Origin of the sequence: Streptomyces sp. S07_1.15, from assembly GCF_020739505.1 — a bacterium.
GTDB lineage: Bacteria > Actinomycetota > Actinomycetes > Streptomycetales > Streptomycetaceae > Streptomyces > Streptomyces xinghaiensis.
The window spans coordinates 2489043-2505446 of sequence record NZ_JAJBZK010000001.1; the positions used below are offsets into that span (position 1 = coordinate 2489043).

The following is a 16404-nucleotide window of genomic DNA, read 5'->3' on the forward strand; positions in this document are numbered from 1 at the left end:
GCCATGAGCAGGATTCGGGCACGCGGAGGGCGCGCCGCCGTGGTGGCGCTGGCGGCGGGGGCGTTACTGCTCTCCGGCTGCAGCGAGGGCGGCGGAGGCGGCGGCGGGGACGACGGGAACGGCAAGGACAAGGGCGCCACGGCGCAAGCGCCCGTGCCGTTCGCCGACGCCACGGCCTCGACCGGGCCGGCGGAACCGATCGCGGGCGCCGAACCGGGCGGCACGATACGGGTGCTCGCGCGGGACAGCTTCGCGCATCTGGACCCGGCGCAGATCTACGTCTCCGACGAGGGCAAGCTCGCGGCGCTCATCCACCGCCGGCTGACCACCGTCAAGATGGACAACAAGGGCGACTACTCGGTCGTCGGCGATCTCGCCACCGACAGCGGCACCCGCTCGGACGACGGGAAGACCTGGACGTACACCCTCAAGGACGGCATCCGCTTCGAGGACGGCTCACCGATCACCTCCCAGGACGTCCGGCACAGCTTCGAGCGGCTGTTCGCCGACTTCGTCACGGAGGGCCCGACCTTCGTGCAGTCCTGGATGGCGGACGACCCGGAGTACCGGGACCTGCTGCCGGGCGGCCCGTACCAGGGCGGCCACCTGCCGGACTCGGTCCTGGAGACCCCCGACGACAAGACGGTGGTCTTCCACTTCGAGAAGCCGCAGAACGACCTGCCCTACGCGCTGGGGATGCCCGGCTACGGGGTGGTGTCCGCGGAGAAGGACACCAAGGAGAAGTACGACAAGGACCCGCTGGCCTCCGGCCCGTACAAGATCCAGTCGTTCAAGCCCGGCAAGTCCATGACGCTGGTGCGCAACGCCGAGTGGGACCCGGACACGGACGCCTCGCGCCACCAGTACCCGGAGAAGTTCGAGATCACCTTCAACCACCAGTACGAGGACTCCAGCAAGCGCATCCTCTCCGACACCGGGGAGAACCAGCGGGCCACCAGCTTCAACAACTCGGTGGACGCGAGCACCCTCCCGCAGGTGCTGCGCGACGAGGAGGCCAAGAAGCGCACCATCTCCGGCTACCAGTCCTTTGTCGCCATGTACGCCATCAACATGGACCGGATCAAGGACCACCGGGTCCGGCAGGCCATCGCCCACGCCCTGCCGCTCCGGGCGATCCTGGCCCCGTACGGCGGCTCGGCGGGCGGCGAGCTCGCGGGCGGCGTCATCAGCCCCCTGCTGCCCGGCTACGAGAAGGGCTACGACCCGTTCGGCAAGCTGGCGAAGCCGAACGGCGACCCGGAGAAGGCGCGGGCGCTGCTGAAGCAGGCCGGCAAGGAGGACATGAAGCTGGTCTACGCCTTCCGCAACGACAACGAGAGCCAGCAGGAGGCGGTCGCCGTCACGGACGCCCTGCGCGAGGCGGGCTTCGACGTGCAGCGCAAGGAGTTGCCGACCGACACCTACTACGACCGGGTCGGCAAGGTCGACAACGGCTATGACCTGTACCGCAACAACTGGGGCCACGACTGGGTGAGTTCGTCGACGGTGATCCCGCCGCTGTTCGACGGCCGGAAGATCGCCGACGGCTCGGCCAACTACGCGCATGTGAACGACAAGAAGATCAACGCGGAGATCGACCGGATCTCGGCCATCGCCGACCCGGAGAAGGCCGCCGAGGAGTGGTTCGGCCTCGGCAAGTACATCGTCGAGGAGGTCACCCCGGTGGTCCCCGCCTACTACTACAAGCAGATGCAGATCAGCGGTTCGAAGATCGGCGGCGCGGTCTACAACAACGACCTCAGCGGCCTCGACCCGAACAAGCTCTATCTGAAGCAGTGACGGCCCCCGGTGCGCGGGGGCGCGGGCCCGGCCGCCGGATGGCGGTTCCGCGCCCCCGCGCACCGGGACCTCCGCCGCACCGCGGCCGCGTCACCCGGCCGTCCGCCCGCCGCCCCGCCGTCTCCGCGCCGTCTCCGCCCCCGCCGTCCCCGTACCGGCCGTCCGCGAAAGCTGTCCACACATGCTGAGATTCCTGGTCCGCCGGTCGCTCGGCGCCGTCGTCATCCTGCTGATCATCAGCGCCCTGACCTTCTTCCTCTTCTACAGCATCCCGCGCGACCCGGCCCTGCTCGCCTGCGGCAAGAACTGCACCCCGGACGCGCTGGAGGTCATCCGCCGCAACATGGGCATCGACAAGCCGGTGCCGGTGCAGTACTGGGAGTACATGGTGGGGATCTTCGCCGGCCGCGACTACGCGGTGGGCCCCTGCCCCGCGCCCTGCCTGGGCTACTCCTTCGTCGACAACACGCCCGTCTGGGACACCGTCCTCGACCGCTTCCCGACCACCGTCTCGCTGGCCCTCGGCGGCGCCGCGGTCTTCCTGACCGTCGGCCTGGGCACCGGGATGCTGGCCGCCGCCCGGCGCGGCACGCTCGTCGACAAGATCGTCAGCTCCGGTTCGCTGGTGCTGAGTTCGCTGCAGATCTACTTCGTCGGCCCGCTGGCGATCGCGCTCTTCGTCTACCAGCTCGGCTGGCTCTCCCAGCCCGAGTACGTGAATCTCACGGACGACCCGGCCGGCTGGTTCGCCGGGCTGATCCTGCCCTGGTGCGTGCTGTCGATCATCTTCACCGCCAACTACACCCGTATGGCGCGCTCCACGATGATCGAGCAGTTGCAGGAGGACCACGTGAGAACCGCCCGCGCCAAGGGCATGGCACGGCACACGGTCTTCTTCCGCTACGCCTGGCGCGGCTCGCTCATCCCGATCATCACCATCTTCGGCGTCGACATGGGCTCCCTCTTCGGCGGCGCGATGATCACCGAGTTCACCTTCACCCTGCCCGGTCTGGGCCGGCTCGCCGTGGAGTCCGTCGTCAACACCAACCTCCCCATGCTCATGGGGGTGATGCTGTTCGCCGCGACGGCGATCATCCTGTTCAACATCGTCGTGGACGCCGCCTACGCGCTCATCGACCCGCGCGTGCGCCTGTCCTAGGAGACCCCCTGTGACCACCGTCAGCAAGGAAGCGGCCGGGCCCGCCCCCGCCGGCCCGGGCACCGGTTCCGGGCCCTTCCTCTCCGTACGCGATCTCCATGTGCGCTTCGCCACCGAGGACGGCACCGTCCGGGCCGTGGACGGGCTCTCCTTCGCCCTGGAACGGGGCAGGACCCTCGGCATCGTCGGCGAGTCCGGCTCGGGCAAGTCCGTCACCAACCTCGCCGTCCTGGGGCTGCACGACCCGCGCACCACCACCATCACCGGGGAGATCCTGCTCGACGGGCGGGAGCTGACCGGGGCGCCCGAGCGGACGCTGGAGAGGCTCCGCGGCAACAAGATGGCGATGATCTTCCAGGATCCGCTCACCGCGCTCTCGCCGTACTACACCATCGGCCGGCAGATCGCCGAGCCCTACCGCAAGCACACCGGCGCCTCGAAGCGGGAGGCCCGGGAGCGGGCGGTGGAGATGCTGGAGAAGGTCGGCATCCCGCGGCCCCGGCTGCGGGCCGACGACTACCCGCACCAGTTCTCCGGCGGGATGCGGCAGCGGGCGATGATCGCCATGGCGCTGGTCTGCGACCCGGACCTGCTGATCGCGGACGAACCGACCACCGCGCTCGACGTCACCGTGCAGGCCCAGATCCTGGACCTGCTCGGGGAACTCCAGCAGGAGTTCGGCTCCGCGATCATCCTCATCACCCACGACCTGGGCGTCGTCGCCAACACCGCCGACGACATCCTGGTCATGTACGCGGGACGGGCCGTGGAGCGGGGCCCGGTCCGGGAGGTGCTGGGCGCGCCACGGCACCCGTACACCTGGGGCCTGCTCCGCTCGATGCCGAGCCTCGGCTCCGACCCGGACGCGGCCCTGCACCCGATCCCGGGCACACCGCCGAGCCTGCTGGCCCCGCCCTCCGGCTGCCCGTTCCATCCGCGCTGCGCCTTCCCGCCCGAGGTGCGGGGCGGGCCGGAGCGCTGTGTCCGCGAGCGGCCGGAGCTGCCCGAAGGGCGGGGCGCCGCCTGCCATCTGACGGCGGAGCGGAAGCGGGAGCTGTGGGCGGCCGGGGGCCTGCCGCCCCGGGAGGAGCGGGACGCGGAGACCGGGGCACCCGGGGTGCCCGCACAGGACCGGGGGGAGACCGGCCGATGAAGGAGGACCGCACACCGCACGCGGCGCGTGCCACGGGGGAGCCCGCGGGAGGCGGACCGGCCGCCGGGGAACCGCTGCTCACCGCCGAGGGCCTGGTCAAGCACTTCCCCGTCCTGGGCGGTTTTCCGTTCCGGCGGCAGGTCGGCGCCGTGCGGGCGGTGGACGGGATCGATCTGACCGTCCGGGCGGGCGAGAGCTTCGGCCTCGTCGGGGAGTCCGGCTGCGGCAAGTCCACCACCGGCCGGCTGCTCACCCGGCTGCTGGAGCCGACGGCGGGCCGGATCACCTACCGCGGCCGGGACATCACCCATGCGAACCGCCGTCAGCTGGCCCCGGTCCGCTCCGAGATCCAGATGATCTTCCAGGACCCGTACTCCTCGCTCAACCCCCGGCAGACCGTCGGCACCATCGTCGGCGGCCCGATGGAGATCAACGGCATCGATCCGCCCGGCGGCCGGGAGCGGCGGGTGCGGGAGCTGCTGGAGACCGTCGGCCTCAACCCCGAGCACTACAACCGCTTCCCGCACGAGTTCTCCGGGGGGCAGCGGCAGCGCATCGGGGTGGCCCGCGCCCTCGGTCTGGAGCCCAAGCTGATCGTGGCCGACGAGCCGGTCTCGGCGCTGGACGTCTCCATCCAGGCGCAGGTCGTCAATCTGCTCCAGGACCTCCGGCGGGAGCTGGGCATCGCCTTCCTCTTCATCGCCCACGACCTGGCCGTGGTGCGGCACTTCTCGCAGCGGGTCGCCGTGATGTACCTGGGGAGGATCGTGGAGACCGGCGACCGCGAGTCGATCTACCGCAGGCCCCGGCATCCGTATACGCACGCGCTGCTGTCGGCGGTGCCGGAGATCGGGACGTACGGCGCCGGGGAGGCCGGGCACGGGGCCGGCGGGGAGGAGCGCCGCGAGCGCATCCGGCTCGCGGGAGACGTGCCCTCCCCGGTCGATCCGCCCTCGGGCTGCCGGTTCCGCACCCGCTGCTGGAAGGCGCGGGAGAAGTGCGCGACGGAGGTGCCGCCGCTGGCCCGGATCGACGGCAACCGCGAGGGGCATCTGACGGCCTGCCACTTCCCGGAGGAGCCGTCCACCTCGGCCCGCACCGAGGACGTCGTCCTGGACCCGGCGCTGGCCGCGATCGAGGAGCGGGGGCCGGGGACCGGGAAGCCGGGCTGACCGGCCGCACCGCCGTCCGCCCGCTCCGCCGTCCGTCCGCCTCTCTCGCGCCCCGCCCCGTCACCCGTCGCGCCCGCCGCCCGGTTCCGGGGTCTCCCCCGAGCCGTACGGGTCGCTGGGCCCGCCCTGCCGTACGTGCTGCGGCGCCGGCCGGGCCAGCGGCAGGGTCTCCGCGAAGTGGCAGGCCGAGGGGTGGGCGGCCGGCCCGGACCGGCCGCGGAACTCCTCCGGCACGGCCAGCGCCGGCACCTCCCGGGCGCACTTCTCCCGGGCCTTCCAGCAACGGGTGCGGAAGCGGCAGCCGGACGGGGGGTCGGCCGGGGAGGGCACGTCTCCGTAGAGCAGGATCCGCTCGCGCTGCTCGCGTGCGGCGGGGTCCGGGACGGGGACGGCGGAGAGCAGCGCCTGGGTGTAGGGGTGGGTGGGGTGCTCGTAGATCTCCTCGTCGGTGCCGGTCTCGGCGAACCGGCCGAGGTACATCACCCCGACCCGGTCGGAGATGTGCCGCACCACCGACAGGTCGTGCGCGATGAAGATGTACGAGAGGTCGAACTCGTCCTGCAGCTTCTCCATCAGGTTGATCACCTGCGCCTGGACGGAGACGTCCAGCGCCGAGACCGGCTCGTCGGCCACGATGATCTCCGGGTTGAGGGCGAGGCCGCGGGCGATGCCGATGCGCTGCCGCTGGCCGCCGGAGAACTGGTGCGGATAGCGGTTGATGTACTCGGGGTTGAGCCCCACCACGTCCAGCAGGTCCTGCACCCGGCGCCGCCGGTCGCCCTTGGGGGCCACCTCGGGGTGGATCTCGAAGGGCTCACCGATGATGTCGCCCACCGTCATGCGGGGGTTGAGCGAGGTGTACGGGTCCTGGAACACCATCTGGATGTTCCGCCGCACCGCCTTCAGCGCCCGCCCGGACAGCTTGGTGACGTCCTCGCCCTTGTAGCGGATGGTGCCGGAGGTCGGCCGCTCCAGATGGACCAGCAGCTTTGCCACCGTGGACTTGCCGCAGCCGGACTCGCCCACGATGCCCAGGGTCTCGCCGCGCGCGAGGTCGAACGAGACGGTGTCCACGGCCCGGACCGCGCCGGTCTGCCGGCGGAACACGATGCCGCGGGTCAGTGGGTACAGCTTCTGCAGATCGCGCACTTCGAGGATCGGCTCGGGCCGCGGCGGCCGGGGCGACTGCTCCGGCTCCGGCTCGCGCGGCGGCTCCACCTCAATGTGCTGGTGCATCGTTGAGTTCGTCCTTCCAGAAGTGGCAGGCGCTGGCGCGGCCGGGCAGCGGGGTGCCGTCGTTCTCCGCGACGGTGTAGAGGGACGGCCGGTCGGTGACGCAGACGTGCCGCGCCCGGGGGCAGCGCGGATGGAACTCGCAGCCGGGCGGGATCCGCGTGAGGTTGGGCGGCAGGCCCCGGACCGCGTAGAGCCGCTGCCCCTTGCGGTCGAGCCGGGGGATGGAGTCGAGCAGGCCCTGGGTGTACGGGTGCGCGGGCCGCTTGTAGAGCTCGTGCACGGGCGCGGTCTCCACGATCCGTCCCGCGTACATCACCGCGATCTTGTCGGCGACGTCCGCCACCACGCCCAGGTCGTGGGTGATCAGGATCAGGCCCATCCGGTACTCGCGCTGGAGCTCCGCGAGCAGGTCCATCACCTGGGCCTGCACGGTGACGTCCAGCGCCGTCGTCGGCTCGTCCGCGATGATCAGGTCCGGCTCCAGGGCCAGCGCCATCGCGATCATGATGCGCTGCCGCATACCGCCCGAGAACTGGTGCGGATAGTCGTTCACCCGCTGCTTCGCCGCCGGGATGCGCACCCGGTCCATCAGCTCGACGGCCTTGGCCCGGGCCGTCTTCCGCGAGTCGCCCCGGTGCACCTGGAACATCTCACCGAGCTGGTAGCCCACCGAGAGCACCGGGTTGAGCGAGGACAGCGCGTCCTGGAAGATCATGGCCATCCGCGCGCCCCGGATCGCGCGGCGTTCCTCGCGGCCCGCCCGCAGCAGGTCCCGGCCCCGGAAGAGGATCTCGCCGCCGGTGATCCGCCCCGGCGGGGAGTCCAGGATGCCCATGATCGCCTGCGCGGTCACCGACTTGCCGGAGCCGGACTCGCCGAGCACGGCGAGCGTCTCCCCCGCGTCCACGTCGTAGGTCACGCCGTTGACGGCCTTGACGACACCGTCCCGGGTGCGGAACTCCACCCGCAGGTCGCGGACGTCCAGCAGCGGGCCCTCCCCCTCCGGCGCGCCGCTCCGTCCCCGGGCGGGCTGCTCTCCGTCTGCGGTCGCGGACGCGGTGGCGGGCATGATGGCGGCTCCTCAGCGCAGCTTGGGGTCGAGGGCGTCGCGCACCGCGTCGCCGAGCATGATGAACGCCAGCACCGTGATGCTCAGTGCGCCGGCCGGCCAGAGCAGCATGTGCGGGGCGTTCCGGATCTGGGAGGCGGCGTTGGAGATGTCGATGCCCCAGGAGACGGTCGGCGGGCGCAGCCCGACCCCGAGGAACGACAGCGTGGCCTCCAGCGCGATGTAGGTGCCGAGCGCGATGGTGGCCACCACGATCACCGGGGCGACGGCGTTGGGCGCGACATGGCGCAGCAGCATCCGGCGGTTGCTCGCGCCGAGCGCCCGCGCGGCCTGGACGTAGTCGTTCTCCTTGGCGGTGATCACCGCGCCGCGGGCGATACGGGCGATCTGCGGCCAGCCCAGCAGCACGATGAAGCCGACCACCGGCCACACCGTCGTACTGGTGACCACGGAGAGGAAGACCAGCCCGCCGAGGATCACCGGGATGCCGAAGAAGATGTCGGCGGCCCGGGAGAGCAGCGCGTCCGCCCAGCCGCCGAAGAAGCCGGCCAGCCCGCCGATGAGCCCGCCGAGCAGCGCCACCCCGAGGGTGGCGCAGACGCCGACGGTGACGGAGGCGCGGGCGCCGTACACGGTGCGGGCGTAGACGTCGCAGCCCTGGGTGTCGTAGCCGAACGGGTGGCCGGGCTCGCGGCCCTCCTGGGACTTGCCCAGGTCGCAGGAGAGCGGGTTGGTGGAGACGATCAGCTGCGGCCAGAGCGAGATCACCACCAGGAAGAGGATCAGCAGCGCGGAGACGATGAAGACGGGGTTGCGGCGCAGCTCCCGCCAGGCGTCGGACCAGAGGCTGCGCGGCTTGCCGGTGTCGCCGCCGTCGGGTCCGTGCCCCGGAGGGCGTTCCAGCGTCTCGGCCTCGCCCATGGCCAGGTCGGCGGAGCCGCCGGCTCCGGTGGGGGCGACGGCCTGCTTCGGGTCGTTGCCGTCAGGCATAGCGGATCCTCGGGTCGAGTACGGCGTACAGCAGGTCGACGATGAGGTTCGCCAGCAGGAAGACGATGACCAGGATCGTCACGAACCCGACGACCGTGGGGGAGTTGTTGCGCAGGATGCCCTGGTAGAGCTGGAAGCCGACGCCGTGGATGTTGAAGATCCGCTCGGTGACGATGGCCCCGCCCATGAGGGCGCCGATGTCCGTGCCGATGAAGGTGACCACCGGGATCAGCGAGTTGCGCAGCAGGTGCCGGACGATGACGCGGCGGCGCGGCAGGCCCTTGGCGATCGCGGTGCGGACGTAGTCGCCGCGGACGTTCTCCGCGATCGAGGTGCGGGTGAGCCGGGTGACGTAGGCCAGCGAGACCAGCGCCAGCACCACGCCCGGCAGCAGCAGTTCCTCGAAGGTCGCGTCGGTGGAGACGGACGGCCGGACGAGCCCCCACTTCACGCCGAAGAGGAACTGGAGCAGATAGCCGGTGACGAAGGTGGGGACCGAGATGACGATCAGAGTGAGGAAGAGCAGGCCGGTGTCCACGGACCGGCCGCGCCGCAGCCCGCTGACCACCCCGAGGACGATACCGATGATCACCTCGATGACCACCGCCACCAGGGTCAGCCGCAGGGTCACCGGGAAGGCCGTGGACATCAGTTCCAGCACCGGCTGGCCGTTGAAGGCCGTGCCGAAGTCGCCGCGGAAGATCTGGCCCATGTAGTGCAGGTACTGCTTCCACAGCGGCTGGTCGAGGTAGAGCTCCGCGCGGATGCGGGCGGCGGTGGCGGGGTCGGGGGCGCGGTCGCCGAAGAGCGCCGCGACGGGGTCGCCGAGCGCGTACACCATGACGAAGATCAGGAAGGTGCTGCCGATGAACACGGGGATCATCTGGAGCAGCCGCCGGATCACATAGCGTCCCATGGGAGTGCTCCGGGGGTCGTGGTTCGCCGCCGCGGACGCCGGTGCCGGGGCCCGGCGGGGGGCCCCGGCACCGCTCCGTCCTCCGGTCCGGGGGTACGGGGCCGGCCCGGGCGGTACGGGACCGTCAGGCGACCGTGATCTGGTCGTAGACGGGGACGCTGAAGGGGTTGAGCTTCACGTCCGAGAGCCGGTCGGAGTAGCCGGCGCTGCCGTTCTGGTACCAGAGCGGGATGGCGGGCATCTCCTCGACGAGCACCCTCTCGGCGTCCTGGAAGGTCTCGATGGCCTTCTGGGTGTCGCTCTGGGCGTTGGCCTCGTCGATGAGGCTGTCGAACTTCTCGTTGCTCCACTTGCCGTCGTTCGACGAGGCGTTGGTGTAGTAGAGCGGCTGGAGGAAGTTCTGGATCAGCGGGTAGTCCATCTGCCAGCCGGCCCGGAAGGGGCCCTTCATGCGCTGGTCGCCGATCTGGTTGCGGTAGTCCGCGAAGGTGCCGACCGGGTTGACGGTGCAGGCGCTGTCCCGGCCGAGGGCGTTGTTGATGCTGTTGCAGACGGCGTCGAGCCATTCGCGGTGGGAGCCGGTGTCGACATTGGAGGTGAGGGTGATCTTCCCGCCGGGGAGGCCGCCGGCCTCCTCGATCATCTTCTTCGCCTCGTCCGGGTCGTACTCGCAGGCCTGGCCGCACAGGCCCTTCTCGTAGCCGCCTTCCTCACCGAGGACGGGCGAGGTCCAGTCGCTGGCGGGGGTGCGGGTGTTGCTGAAGATCTGCTCGGTGATCTGCTCGCGGTTGATGGCCCGGGAGATGCCCTTGCGCAGCTGCTCCTTCCCCTCCCCCCACGCCTCCTCGTAGAAGGGGAAGGCGAGGGTTTGGATGATCCCGGCCGGCTGGTTGATGTAGCGGTCGCCGAGGTCGTTCTCGACGTTCTTCAGCTGGGCGGCGGGGATGTCGTCGGCGAGGTCGAGGTTGCCGGCGAGGAGGTCGGTGTAGGCGGCGTTGTTGTCGGTGTAGACCTTGAGGTCGACGCCACCGTTCTGCGCCTTGTCCGGGCCGGGGTAGTCGTCCCACTTCCGCAGCTTCATCGCGGAGCCCTTGGTGTACGACTCGACCTGGTAGGGGCCGTTGCCGACGGGCTTCTTCACCCAGGCGTCGTGGTCATCGAAGAAGGCCCGGGGCAGCGGGGCGAAGGCGTTGTAGCCGAGGGTGTCGGGCCAGGTGGAGAACTTCTGGCTGAGCTGGACGGTGAAGGTCCGGTCGTCCTCGACCTTCAGCCCGGAGAGCGTCTCGGCCGTGGGGTCGCCCTCCTCCGGATGGACCGCGTCGTACCCCTCGATGTACTCGAAGAAGTAGGCGTTCTTCTGGGCGTTGCGGACGTCGGCGCCGTAGTTCCAGGCGTCCACGAACGACTTGGCCGTGACCTTCTCGCCGTTGCTGAACGTCCAGCCGTCCTTGATCTTGACGGTGAAATTCTGCGAGTCGTCGGTGGTGATGCTCTCGGCGAGCATGTCCTTGGCCTCGCCGGTCTCCGGGTCGTACCGCTTGAGCCCCCGGAAGATCATGTCGAGGACCTTGCCGCCCTGGACCTCGTTGGTGTTCGCCGGCTCCAGCGGGTTCTGCGGGTCGCCCCAGGAGGAACTGAGGACGCCGCTCCCGTCCCCTCCCCCGCTCCCGCCGCCGTCGTCGTCCCCGCCGCAGGCGGTCGCCGCCAGTGCGACGGCGATCGCGCAGGCGGCCCATCTGGCGTGCAGGGATCGGCGCATGAGGTGCCTCCTCGGTCGGGAACGGACGCCCGATCCCATCCGACCCCGCTTCGCCCGCCCCCGCACCCCGGCCTGAGCCATCCGCGCGGGCACCGGCCGGGGAGTCACCCGCCTGCGGGAGCGGGCGTCCGGGGGACCTCTGGGTACACCCGGCCGGTATTCAACGGTATTCTCGCCGTATGGCTGACACCACCATCAAGATCACCGAAGACGTCCGCGACCGCCTGCGCATACTGGCCGAGGAGCGCGGCACCAGTGTGCGCAGCCTGGTGGAGCGGATGGCCACGGAGACGCCCACCGAGGCGGAGCGCACCGAGCGCACCGCGCGGGGCCTGGCCTACATCCGTGCGAACCTCTGCCCGGACCTCACCGAGGACGACGTGCGCCGGGCCCAGCAGTGGCGTGCCGACATCGCGGCCGGCCGCCTCGGGAGCCGCAGGTGATCATCCTCGACCACACGGCGGTGCTCGCGCTCTGCCGCGGGCACCGCTTCCTCTCCGGCCTGGCGGTCGTGGAGGCCGGTGACCCCGCCCAGCGGGCCCAGGTGCCCGCCCTGTGCCTGGTCGCGGCCAGTCTCGAACTCCCGGGCGCCGCCGCCCATCTGGGAGCCCTCCCGGGCCTGGAGTTCCTCCCCCTCGACTTCGCCGCGACCGCCGCCGTGGAACAGGCCGCCGGCGCCGGGCTGGACTGGCGCCACGCCCACGCCGTCTACGCCGCCGTCTCCGACCCGGCGGGCGGCCAGGTGCTGAGCGGCACCCCGGAGGCGTACGACGGAACCGGCGTGTGGGTGGTGGACATCGGCAAGCCCTGACTGTGCGAGCGGGACGATCCGCGAACGGCCCCGGCCCCCGGTCGTCAACCGGGGGCCGGGGCCGGGTCCGTCCCGCCTCGCGTCGGGCGCGGGGAGCGGCGGGCGTCACGCGTGGACGACGTCCTTCTCCTCCGCGAAGTGGCAGGCCGACTCGTGGGCCACCGGGCCGTCGGAACCCTGGAAGCGCTCCGGGACCGCCAGCAGCGGCTCCTCCACGGCGCACTTGTCCTGCGCCTTCCAGCAGCGGGTGCGGAAGCGGCAGCCGGACGGCGGGTTCGCCGGGGACGGGACGTCGCCGGTCAGCAGGATCCGCTCGCGGCCCTCGCGCAGCTCCGGGTCCGGGACGGGGACGGCGGAGAGCAGCGCCTGGGTGTAGGGGTGCGTCGGGTGGTCGTAGATCTCCTCGTCGGTGCCGATCTCGGCCATCTTGCCGAGGTACATGACCCCGACCCGGTCGGAGATGTGGCGGACGATGGAGAGGTCGTGCGCGATGAAGATGTAGGAGAGGTTGAACTCGTCCTGCAGCTTCTCCATCAGGTTGATCACCTGCGCCTGGACGGAGACGTCCAGGGCCGAGACGGGCTCGTCGCAGATGATGACCTCGGGGTTGAGGGCGAGGCCGCGGGCGATGCCGATGCGCTGCCGCTGGCCGCCGGAGAACTGGTGCGGATAGCGGTTGATGTACTCGGGGTTGAGCCCCACCACGTCCAGCAGGTCCTGCACCCGGCGCCGCCGGTCGCCCTTGGGGGCGACCTCGGGGTGGATCTCGAAGGGCTCACCGATGATGTCGCCCACCGTCATGCGGGGGTTGAGCGAGGTGTACGGGTCCTGGAACACCATCTGGATGTTCCGCCGCACCGCCTTCAGCGCCCGCCCGGACAGCTTGGTGATGTCCTGGCCCTTGTAGAAGACCTCGCCGGCGGTGGCGTGCTCCAGCGTCATCAGCAGCTTGGCCACGGTGGACTTGCCGCAGCCGGACTCGCCCACGATGCCCAGGGTCTCGCCCTGGTGCAGGTCGAAGGAGATGCCGTCGACGGCCTTGACCGCGCCGATCTTCCGCTTGAAGAGGATGCCCTGGGTCAGCGGGAAGTGCTTGACCAGGTTGCGCACCTGCAGGATCGGCTCGCCGCGCTCGACCGGCGCCTCGATGGCCGCCACGGCCTCCGCTGCCTCGTCGGCCGCCCGGGCCGCGTCGATGTCGGCCGCGGTCTTCTCGGCCCGGGCCGCGGCCTCCGTCTTCGCGTCGTTCTTCGCGACCTCGGAAACGTTCCCGGCCTCGTCCTTCTTGCTGATCTCAGCCATGGATCGTCTCCTCCCAGAAGTGGCAAGCGCTGACGCGGCCGTCGAGTTCCGTACCGTCCCGCTCGGTGACCTGGTACAGCGGCGGGATGTCGGTGCGGCAGACGTCCTGCACCCTGGGGCAGCGCGGGTTGAAGGCGCAGCCCGGCGGGATGCGGGTCAGGTTGGGCGGCAGGCCCTTGATCGCGTAGAGCTCCCGGCCCTTCTGGTCCAGCCGCGGGATGGAGTCCAGCAGGCCGCGGGTGTACGGGTGCGCGGGCCGCTTGTAGAGCTCGTGGACGGGGGCGGTCTCCACGATCCGTCCCGCGTACATCACGGCGATCTTGTCGGCGACGTCCGCCACCACGCCCAGGTCGTGGGTGATCAGGATGAGACCCATGTGGTACTCGCGCTGGAGCTCCGCGAGCAGGTCCATCACCTGGGCCTGCACGGTGACGTCCAGCGCCGTCGTCGGCTCGTCCGCGATGATCAGGTCCGGCTCCAGGGCCAGCGCCATCGCGATCATGATGCGCTGCCGCATACCGCCCGAGAACTGGTGCGGATAGTCGTTCACCCGCTGCCTGGCGGCGGGGATCTTCACCCGCTCCATCAGCTCCACGGCCTTGGCCTTGGCGGCCTTACGGGACAGACCCTGGTGGACCCGGTACATCTCGCCGAGCTGGTAGCCGACGGTGAAGACCGGGTTGAGCGAGGACAGGGCGTCCTGGAAGATCATCGCCATCTTGGCGCCGCGGATCTTCCGGCGCTCCTCGTTGGACATCTTGAGCATGTCCTGGCCGCGGAAGAGGATCTCGCCCTTGGGGATGCGGCCGGGCGGCATGTCGAGGATGCCCATGACCGCCTGCGCGGTGACGGACTTGCCGGAGCCGGACTCGCCCAGCACGGCGAGGGTCTCACCGGCGGACACGGAGTAGTTGACGCCGTTGACGGCCTTGGCCACGCCGTCGCGGGTGTGGAACTCCACGTGCAGATCGCGGACTTCGAGTAGCGGGGCGCCGTCCGCCCCGCCCGAGGGCTTGGGCTCGGCCGAGGTCTTCTCGATGGTGGTCACGTACGCCTCCCTCAGCGCAGCTTGGGGTCGAGGGCGTTGCGGACCGCATCGCCGAGCATGATGAACGCCAGCACCGTGACCGACACCATCACCGCGGGGATGAGCAGGACGTGCGGCGCGTTGCGCAGCTGGTCCTTGCCGTCGGACACGTCCATGCCCCACGAGACGGTGGGCGGCGAGATGCCGATGCCCAGGAAGGACAGGCTCGCCTCGGCGGCGATGTAGCCGCCGAGCGCGATGGTGGCGACGACGATCACGGGGGCGATCGCGTTGGGCAGCACATGCCGGACCAGGATCCTGCCGGTGCCGGCGCCGAGCGCCTTCGCGGCCTGGACGTAGTCCGACTGCTTGGTGGTGATCACCGAGCCGCGGGTGACACGGGCGATCTGCGTCCACCCGAGGAAGGCCAGGGCCAGTGCGACGATCCAGACGGTGCGGACGTCGAAGACGTTGAGCACCACCATGGCGCCGAGCAGGAACGGGAGGCCGGCGAACATGTCGAGGATCCGGGAGAGGATGCTGTCGATCCAGCCCCCGAAGTAGCCGGCCAGCATGCCGATCAGTCCGCCGAAGAGGGTGACCAGCAGGGTCACCACGACGCCCACCGTCACGGAGGCGCGGGCGCCGTGGATGACCCGTGCGTAGATGGAGCGGCCCTGGGCGTCGTATCCGAGCCACTCGGCGGAGAAGAAGTGCGTCAGCTGGGGCGCCTGGAGGTAGTGGTTCGCCAGGTCGCCGCGGCGCGGTGAGGTGCTCGTGAACAGGCCCGGCCACACGGACATCACGAGCAGCAGGACGATCAGGACGGCCGAGATCACGAAGAGCGGGTTGCGCCGCAGATCGTGCCAGGCATCCGACCACAGGCTCCGCGGCTTGCCGACCGGACCGCCGTCGCCGTTGCCCGTGCCGGGGGTGCCGGCAGCCTTGTCCAGGTCCACCGGGGTCGCCGGGGCGGGGACATGAGTGGCTTGCGTGACGTCAGACATAACGGATCCTCGGGTCCAGGACCGCGTAAAGCAGGTCAACGATCAGGCTGATGGTGAGGTAGACGATGACGAGCAGGGTGACGACGCCCACCACCGTCGATCCCTCACGGCGGATTAGTGCCTCGTAGACGAGGTTACCGACGCCCTGGACGTTGAAGATGCCCTCCGTGATGACCGCTCCGCCGAGCAGCGCGCCGAGGTCGGTACCGAGGAAGGTGACCACCGGGATCAGGGAGTTGCGCATCAGGTGCACCCCGATGACCCTGCGGCGCGGCAGGCCCTTGGCGATGGCGGTGCGGATGTAGTCGGACCGCAGGTTCTCCACGACGGAGGTGCGGGTCAGCCGGACCACATAGGCCAGGGAGAGGGAGCCGAGCACGATCGCCGGCATCATCAGGTCACCGAATGCCTCGGAGTCCTGCACGGTGGGGGTCAGCAGGTCCCACTTGAAGGCGAACCAGAACTGGGCCGTGTACCCCAGGACGAAGGACGGCACGGAGATCAGCAGCAGGGTGAAGATCAGCATCGCCCGGTCCAGCAGCCGGTCCGCCCAGAGCCCGGCCACGATGCCGAGCGAGAGGCCGGCGACCACGGTGAAGATGAAGGCGAACAGGGTCAGCCGCAGGGTGACCGGCAGCGCGGCGGCGATGACCTCGGACACCGGCCGCTGACTGGCGATCTGGGTGCCGAAGTCACCCTGGAACAGCCCCGCGATGTAGTTCACGTACTGCTGCCAGAGCGGCAGGTCGAGTCCCAGGTCCTTCTTCATGGCCGCGATCTGCACCGGGTCCACGGACTGTTCTCCCCACAGGGCCCGCACGGGGTCGCCGGGCAGGCTGTACATCATGAGGAAGATCAGCAGGGTTGACCCGAGGAAAACCGGTATCGCCTGGAGCAGTCGCCGCACGACATAGCGCCCCATGTTGCCTCCATTGAGATACGGACGGCCCCAAGGGGCCGTTCCACTGCGGGAACGGCCCCCGGGGTGCCTGCCCCGACGGTG

At 70.5% G+C, this 16404-nt stretch carries 15 protein-coding genes; 6 read left to right on the forward strand and 9 right to left on the reverse strand.

Features of this window, described 5'->3' with window-relative positions:
• Positions 1 to 3: 3 nt before the first annotated feature.
• The 4 genes from LIX60_RS10510 to LIX60_RS10525 all read left to right on the forward strand — a co-directional run bounded on the left by LIX60_RS10510 (position 4) and on the right by LIX60_RS10525 (position 5284).
• Complete coding sequence (locus LIX60_RS10510) at positions 4 to 1800, forward strand: ABC transporter substrate-binding protein (RefSeq protein ID WP_227958194.1); 1797 nt, start codon at positions 4 to 6, stop codon at positions 1798 to 1800.
• Positions 1801 to 1981: 181 nt separating this feature from the next.
• Positions 1982 to 2959, forward strand: a complete 978-nt coding sequence (locus LIX60_RS10515; RefSeq protein ID WP_227958195.1) for an ABC transporter permease — start codon at positions 1982 to 1984, stop codon at positions 2957 to 2959.
• A 10-nt stretch (positions 2960 to 2969) separates the two neighbouring features.
• Entirely contained in the window at positions 2970 to 4112 is a 1143-nt protein-coding gene (locus LIX60_RS10520) for an ABC transporter ATP-binding protein (protein WP_227958196.1), read from the forward strand.
• Complete coding sequence (locus LIX60_RS10525; protein ID WP_227958197.1) at positions 4109 to 5284, forward strand: ABC transporter ATP-binding protein; 1176 nt, start codon at positions 4109 to 4111, stop codon at positions 5282 to 5284. The genes LIX60_RS10520 and LIX60_RS10525 overlap by 4 nt, the downstream gene beginning before the upstream one ends.
• A gap of 60 nt (positions 5285 to 5344) precedes the next feature.
• On the opposite strand, the gene LIX60_RS10530 is transcribed toward LIX60_RS10525, so the two are convergent.
• The 5 genes from LIX60_RS10530 to LIX60_RS10550 form a co-directional block, all read right to left on the reverse strand.
• The gene (locus LIX60_RS10530) at positions 5345 to 6520 is read right to left on the reverse strand and encodes an ABC transporter ATP-binding protein (protein WP_227958198.1); all 1176 of its coding nucleotides are present in this window, start codon (positions 6518 to 6520) and stop codon (positions 5345 to 5347) included.
• The gene (locus LIX60_RS10535; RefSeq protein ID WP_227958199.1) at positions 6504 to 7589 is read right to left on the reverse strand and encodes an ABC transporter ATP-binding protein; all 1086 of its coding nucleotides are present in this window, start codon (positions 7587 to 7589) and stop codon (positions 6504 to 6506) included. Before LIX60_RS10535 ends, LIX60_RS10530 begins: the two co-directional genes overlap by 17 nt.
• A 12-nt stretch (positions 7590 to 7601) precedes the next feature.
• The gene (locus tag LIX60_RS10540; protein WP_227958200.1) at positions 7602 to 8579 is read right to left on the reverse strand and encodes an ABC transporter permease; all 978 of its coding nucleotides are present in this window, start codon (positions 8577 to 8579) and stop codon (positions 7602 to 7604) included.
• Complete coding sequence (locus LIX60_RS10545) at positions 8572 to 9495, reverse strand: ABC transporter permease (protein ID WP_019710213.1); 924 nt, start codon at positions 9493 to 9495, stop codon at positions 8572 to 8574. Before LIX60_RS10545 ends, LIX60_RS10540 begins: the two co-directional genes overlap by 8 nt.
• Positions 9496 to 9619: 124 nt before the next feature.
• Complete coding sequence (locus LIX60_RS10550; protein ID WP_227958201.1) at positions 9620 to 11254, reverse strand: ABC transporter substrate-binding protein; 1635 nt, start codon at positions 11252 to 11254, stop codon at positions 9620 to 9622.
• Between the two features lie 179 nt (positions 11255 to 11433).
• Here LIX60_RS10550 and LIX60_RS10555 point away from each other — a divergent pair, with 179 nt between their 5' ends.
• Positions 11434 to 11697: a hypothetical protein gene (locus tag LIX60_RS10555; RefSeq protein WP_227958202.1), complete on the forward strand. Its 264-nt coding sequence runs from the start codon at positions 11434 to 11436 to the stop codon at positions 11695 to 11697.
• Positions 11694 to 12065: a hypothetical protein gene (locus LIX60_RS10560; RefSeq protein ID WP_227958203.1), complete on the forward strand. Its 372-nt coding sequence runs from the start codon at positions 11694 to 11696 to the stop codon at positions 12063 to 12065. Before LIX60_RS10555 ends, LIX60_RS10560 begins: the two co-directional genes overlap by 4 nt.
• A 105-nt stretch (positions 12066 to 12170) precedes the next feature.
• Here LIX60_RS10560 and LIX60_RS10565 read toward each other — a convergent pair whose 3' ends face one another.
• Genes LIX60_RS10565 through LIX60_RS10580 form a run of 4 tightly spaced genes read right to left on the reverse strand, consistent with a single transcriptional unit; the run spans position 12171 to position 16323 of the window.
• Positions 12171 to 13367 (reverse strand): ABC transporter ATP-binding protein, encoded by a 1197-nt coding sequence (locus tag LIX60_RS10565; RefSeq protein WP_227958204.1) that lies wholly within the window; start codon positions 13365 to 13367, stop codon positions 12171 to 12173.
• Positions 13360 to 14415 carry an ABC transporter ATP-binding protein gene (locus LIX60_RS10570; protein ID WP_227958205.1) on the reverse strand — a complete coding sequence of 352 codons (1056 nt, stop codon included), beginning with the start codon at positions 14413 to 14415 and terminating at the stop codon, positions 13360 to 13362. Before LIX60_RS10570 ends, LIX60_RS10565 begins: the two co-directional genes overlap by 8 nt.
• 11 nt (positions 14416 to 14426) lie before the next feature.
• Complete coding sequence (locus tag LIX60_RS10575; RefSeq protein ID WP_227958206.1) at positions 14427 to 15401, reverse strand: ABC transporter permease; 975 nt, start codon at positions 15399 to 15401, stop codon at positions 14427 to 14429.
• Entirely contained in the window at positions 15394 to 16323 is a 930-nt protein-coding gene (locus tag LIX60_RS10580; RefSeq protein WP_227958207.1) for an ABC transporter permease, read from the reverse strand. Before LIX60_RS10580 ends, LIX60_RS10575 begins: the two co-directional genes overlap by 8 nt.
• Between the last annotated feature and the right edge of the window lie 81 nt (positions 16324 to 16404).